The sequence below is a fragment of the Microbacterium sp. UBA3394 genome, assembly GCF_002358725.1.
GTDB lineage: Bacteria > Actinomycetota > Actinomycetes > Actinomycetales > Microbacteriaceae > Microbacterium > Microbacterium luteum.
In genome coordinates, this window is record NZ_DEPK01000278.1 from 1,628 (window position 1) to 6,963 (window position 5,336).

The 5,336-nt window shown below is 67.9% G+C and carries 4 protein-coding genes and 1 pseudogene; 4 read left to right on the plus strand and 1 reads right to left on the minus strand.

Annotation, left to right across the window (positions count from 1 at the left end; genetic code table 11):
* Both B4E30_RS16180 and B4E30_RS16185 read left to right on the plus strand, forming a co-directional pair.
* A pseudogene (locus B4E30_RS16180) lies at positions 1-158 on the plus strand (IS110 family transposase); the annotation flags it as partial.
* Between the two features lie 55 nt (positions 159-213).
* Positions 214-1,734: an alpha-N-arabinofuranosidase gene (locus tag B4E30_RS16185; protein WP_286796265.1), complete on the plus strand. Its 1,521-nt coding sequence runs from the start codon at positions 214-216 to the stop codon at positions 1,732-1,734.
* Between the two features lie 4 nt (positions 1,735-1,738).
* Here the strand turns inward: B4E30_RS16185 and B4E30_RS16190 are convergent, their stop codons facing one another.
* Positions 1,739-2,752 (minus strand): LacI family DNA-binding transcriptional regulator, encoded by a 1,014-nt coding sequence (locus tag B4E30_RS16190; RefSeq protein ID WP_286796267.1) that lies wholly within the window; start codon positions 2,750-2,752, stop codon positions 1,739-1,741.
* A 146-nt stretch (positions 2,753-2,898) separates the two neighbouring features.
* Between B4E30_RS16190 and B4E30_RS16195 the strand changes: the two genes are divergently transcribed.
* Positions 2,899-4,422 (plus strand): sugar ABC transporter ATP-binding protein, encoded by a 1,524-nt coding sequence (locus B4E30_RS16195; RefSeq protein WP_286796269.1) that lies wholly within the window; start codon positions 2,899-2,901, stop codon positions 4,420-4,422.
* Positions 4,419-5,336 (plus strand): ABC transporter permease (locus B4E30_RS16200; RefSeq protein WP_286796271.1); only part of this gene is annotated, 918 nt, incomplete at its 3' end. The genes B4E30_RS16195 and B4E30_RS16200, both read left to right, overlap by 4 nt.

A 5,336-nucleotide genomic window follows, 5' to 3' on the forward strand; every position in this document is an offset into this window, starting at 1 on the left:
AATCACGCGCCTACTACGACCGCAAAGTCGCCCAAGGCAAGAAGCACAATCAAGCCCTCATCGCCCTCGCCCGACGACGCTCCGACGTCCTCTACGCCATGCTCCGCGACGGCACCCTCTACCAGCCGACTACAGGCGAACCTGCCCTCGCGGCTTGACAAAGAACATAGGGGCACCCCCCACAGACATCTCCCCGACCACTTCGGAGGAACCATGGCCGTCGCTGCCGCCCGCCTCGATCCCCATCACGAGATCGCCGACATCGACCGTCGCCTGTTCGGCGGGTTCGTCGAGCACCTCGGCCGCCACATCTACGACGGCATCCACGAGCCGGGTCATCCCGCAGCCGGAGCCGACGGCTTCCGACGAGACGTCATCGAGCTCGTGCGCGAACTGGGCGTCAGCACCATCCGCTACCCGGGCGGCAACTTCGTGTCGGGATACCGCTGGGAAGACGGCATCGGCCCCGTCGACGAACGGCCGCGCCGTCTCGACCTCGCGTGGCACTCCACCGAGACGAACGAGGTGGGCCTGCACGAATTCGCCGCGTGGCTCGAGCTCGTCGGCAGCGACCTCATGCTCGCCGTCAACCTCGGCACGCGCGGCACTCAGGAGGCGCTCGACCTGCTCGAGTACGCCAACGTCGACGCGAAGACGGCCTGGACCGACCGGCGGGCGGCGAACGGGCATCCGGAGCCGTTCGGGGTGACCATGTGGTGCCTCGGCAACGAGATGGACGGGCCGTGGCAGATCGGGCACAAGAACGCCGGCGACTACGGAAAGCTCGCCTCCCAGACCGCGAAGGCGATGCGGATGCTCGACCCCTCTCTCGAACTCGTCGTGTGCGGATCGTCGGCACGGTCGATGCCGACCTTCGGCTCGTGGGAGCGCACCGTTCTCGAGCACACCTTCGACGATGTCGATTTCATCTCCTGCCACTCCTACTACCAGGAGCGAGGCGACGACGCACAGGAGTTCCTCGCGTCCGGCGTCGACATGGCGCTGTTCATCGAGGCCGTCGTCTCGATCGCCGACGCCGTGGCCGCGACGAAGAAGAGCGACAAGCGCATCATGGTCTCCTTCGACGAGTGGAACATCTGGTACCTCCACGATGAGGGCGGCGGACAGAACGACAAGCCCGAGGAGAAGGGCTGGCCGGTCGCGCCCCGTCTTCTGGAGGACCGCTACAGCGTGCTGGACGCGGTCGTGTTCGGCGATCTCCTCATCACCCTGCTCCAGCATGCGGACCGCGTGCGCTCCGCCTCCCTCGCGCAGTTGGTCAACGTCATCGCTCCGATCATGACCGAGCCCGGGGGACCCGCGTGGCGTCAGACCACATTCTTCCCCTTCTCGCTGACCTCGCGCTTGGCCACCGGACGCGCTGTTCGGGTGCCCGTGGTCTCCCCGACGTTCGCGAGCGCGGTGGCCGGAGACGTCGCCGCCGTCAACGCCGTTGCAACAATCGACGACGACGGCGCATCGCTGTTCGTCGTCAATCGATCCACGTCCGAGGCGGCCACCCTGACGGTGGACCTCGGCCCGCTGCTCGCGGCGCTCGGCCGAGACGTCGCCGTCGACGAGGCGCACCTGCTGCACGACGATGACATGTACGCCGCGAACACCCTCGAGGCACCCGAGCGCGTCGGCCGGACGACGCTGGACGCTGAGATCGACGGCACGGCGCTCACGATTCCCCTCCCCCCGGTCTCCTGGGGATGTCTGCGCCTGACATGAGCGCTCAGCGGGCCGGGGAGGTCGAACGCCTCGCGACAAGCTCGGGCTGGAAGACCGTCTGACGCGGGATCGCGTCGGTGTCACCGGCCTCCTCGAGCAGGATCCGAAGTGCCGTCTTGCCGATCGTCGCGCTCGGTTGGCGCATCGACGACAAGGGCACAGCGGCGGCCGCGGCGAAAGAGATGTCGTCGAACCCGATGATCGCGATCGCGTCGGGCACGAGCATGCGCCCGTCGACGACGAGCTGCTGAAGCAGCCCCAGCGCGATGAGGTCGTTGCCGGCGAACAGCGCGTCCGGTCGCTCGCGGGCTGGGCGCTCCATGAGACGGGCACCGGCCGCGATCCCCTCCTCCACGCTCATGGCCGCCGTTGCGACGACCTCCAGACTCACCCCAGAGGCGTTCTCGACCGCGACGCGTGCGCCGGCGAGCCGATCCGTCATCTGACGCATCTCGAACGGGCCTCCGACGAAGGCGATCCGGGTGCGTCCGGTCGCGATGAGATGCTCGACGGCCATCCGCCCGCCCATGATGTTGTCGACCGAGACCGAGCTGAACCGGTTCTCGCCGCTGTACCGGTCCACCAGCACCGCGGAGATGCCGCGATGCTTCAGCCGCGACAACCTGTTGTTGACGTCGCCGAACGGCGCGATGAGCAGCCCGCGCACCTGATGTTCCTCGAACAGGTCGATGTACATGTCCTCGCGGGCACGGTCCTCGTCGGTGTTGCCGTAGAGGATCGCGATTCCGCGGGCGGTGGCCTCATCCTCCGCCCCGCGGACCACGTCGTTGAAGAAGGGATTCTGGCCGTCGAGGACGACGAACCCGACGGTGGCGCTCACACCCGCGCGCAGCTTGCGCGCGGCTTCGTTGCGCACATAGCCCAACTCGTCGATGGCCTGCTGCACCCGCGCGACGGAGTCCGTCGACACCTCATCTGGCCGGTTCAGCACGTTCGAGACCGTCCCCACGGACACTCCCGCGCGTTGCGCGACGTCGCGGATGCTCACATTCGGCATGTCGGCGCTGTCTCCTCTTCGATCGGGCACCAGTTCGCGCATCTGACTTGACCCGCTCAGGTGCGCTCCATAGAGTATGCCTGAAGTTCTCCTGAATCGATTCATGGAGATTCAGCCACCAGGTTCACCCTCAAGGAGGAGGCACCGTGACGGACACGTCGCCACAGCAAGCCACCCCCGCGCTCGAACTCTCGCGGGTGGTGAAGTCCTTCGGCGCCGTCGTCGCCCTGCGCTCCGGCAGCATCCGCCTCGAGAAGGGCTCCATCCACGCCCTCATCGGCGAGAACGGCGCGGGAAAGTCGACGATGGTCAAGATCATCGCCGGCCTCTACCGCCGCGACGCCGGCGAGTTCCACCTCGACGGCGAGCCGGTCGACTTCAGCAGCACGGCGCAGTCGAAGGCCGCCGGCATCGCGGTGATCTACCAGGAGCCCACGCTCTTCCCGGACCTGTCCGTCACCGAGAACCTCTTCATGGGCCGCCAGCCGACCAACCGCGTCGGCCGTATCGACCGCAAGGCGATGCGCGCCGAGGCCAGCGAGATCTTCGAGCGCCTCGGCGTGCGCATCGACCCCGACCGCCTCACCGAAGGCCTCTCGATCGCCGATCAGCAGATCATCGAGATCGCCAAGGCCATCTCGCTCGACGCCCGCGTGCTGATCATGGACGAGCCCACCGCGGCCTTGTCGGGCGTCGAGGTCGAGCGCCTCTTCGCCGTCGCGCGAAGCCTGCGCGACGAAGGCCGCGCACTCGTATTCATCTCGCACCGCTTCGACGAGGTGTTCGACCTGTGCGACACCGTGACCGTCATGCGCGACGGCGCCTACGTCGACACCATGTCGATCGACGACACCACCGTCGACGACCTCGTCCGCCAGATGGTCGGGCGCGACGTCACCGAGCTCTTCCCCAAGACGCCGACCGAGATCGGCGAGGACGTGCTGGTCGTGGACGGACTGACCCAGAAGGGCGTCTTCCACGACATCAGCTTCACGGTGCGCTCCGGCGAGATCGTCGGCCTCGCCGGACTCGTGGGAGCCGGCCGCAGCGAAGTCGCGCGGGCGGTTTTCGGCGTCGACCCGTACGAATCCGGCTCGGTCACAGTGGAGGGCACGCCGCTGTCGAAGAACAACCCCCGCAAGGCGATGGCGCAGGGCATCGCACTCGTCCCCGAGGACCGCCGCAAGCAGGGCCTCGTGCTGGACCAGTCGGTCACCCGGAACATCACCCTCGCGATCCGCTCGCGTCTGGCGAAGTGGGGTCTCATCTGGGGCGGACTCGAGAACGCCGCCGCTCAGACCTGGGCGAGCCGCCTCGAGGTGAAGACCGCGGCTCTCGACGCCGAGACGGGGACACTGTCGGGCGGCAACCAGCAAAAGGTCGTGCTCGGCAAATGGCTGGCGACGCACCCCAAGGTCCTCATCGTCGACGAGCCCACGCGCGGCATCGATGTCGGCACCAAGTCCGAAGTGCACCGGCTCATCTCGCAACTGGCCGGCGACGGCATGGCGATCCTCATGATCTCCTCCGAGCTGCCCGAGGTGCTCGGCATGGCCGACCGCGTGCTGGTGATGCGCGAAGGCCACCTGACCGGGGAGTTCTCCCGAGCCGAGGCCACCCCCGAGAACGTGATGTACGCCGCGACGGCGGAAGAGGAGGCCGTGCGATGACCCTCACGACCGAAGCCGAGCCGAAGCAGCATCCGCTGGTGTCGGCCACCGGCCATGTGCTGAAGGCCCGCGAGACCGGCATCGCGATCGCGCTCGCCCTCGTGGTGGTCGCCGCGACCGCCGTCAATCCGGCATTCCTCTTCTCGGGTGACGGATTCCGCGATCTGCTCCTGACGCCCTCCTTGCTGATGGTCGTCGCGGTGGGCCAGGCGATCGTCATCATCACCCGCAACGTCGACCTGTCGGTCGGGTCGACCGTGGGCCTCACTGCCTACCTCACGGGGCGACTGTTCATCGACTTCCCAGGCATCCCGCCCGTTCTCGTGTTCATCGCCGGCATCGGGCTCGGCGCGGTCCTCGGCCTCATCAACGGCGCACTCGTGGCCTTCGCGAAGGTTCCCGCCCTGGTGATCACCCTCGGAACGCTGTACATCTACCGCGGCATCAACGTCGCGTGGGCCGGCAGCGACCGCATCAATGCTTCGGACATGCCTGCCGACTTCCGCAGCCTCGGCACCGGCGACGTCCTCGGCATCCCGCTGCTGACGATCCTCGCCGTCATCGTGCTCGTCGTCGCCGCCTGGTACCTGCGCAACCTCCGCAGTGGTCGCGAACTCTACGCCATCGGCTCCGACCCGGCCGCCGCCCACCTGTACGGTCTCCGCGTCACCAGCCGCGTCCTCGGTGCCTTCATCGTGTGCGGCGCGCTGGCCGGACTCGCCGGCGTCCTCTACGCCGCCCGCTACGGCACCGTCAGCTCCAACGCGGGCTACGGGTGGGAGCTCCAGGCCATCGGTGCCGCGGTCATCGGCGGCGTCGCCATCTCCGGCGGTGTCGGCACCGTGTGGGGGGCGGCGATCGGCGCCTACCTCCTCCTGACCATCAACCGTGCCCTGCCGATCATCGGCATCGAG

Bases quoted from the DNA above. Each gene is read 5' to 3' on its own strand.
- B4E30_RS16185 (WP_286796265.1), top strand. From the start codon at position 214: ATGGCCGTCGCTGCCGCCCGCCTCGATCCCCATCACGAGATCGCCGAC.
- B4E30_RS16190 (WP_286796267.1), bottom strand. From the start codon at position 2,752: ATGCCGAATGTGAGCATCCGCGACGTCGCGCAACGCGCGGGAGTGTCC.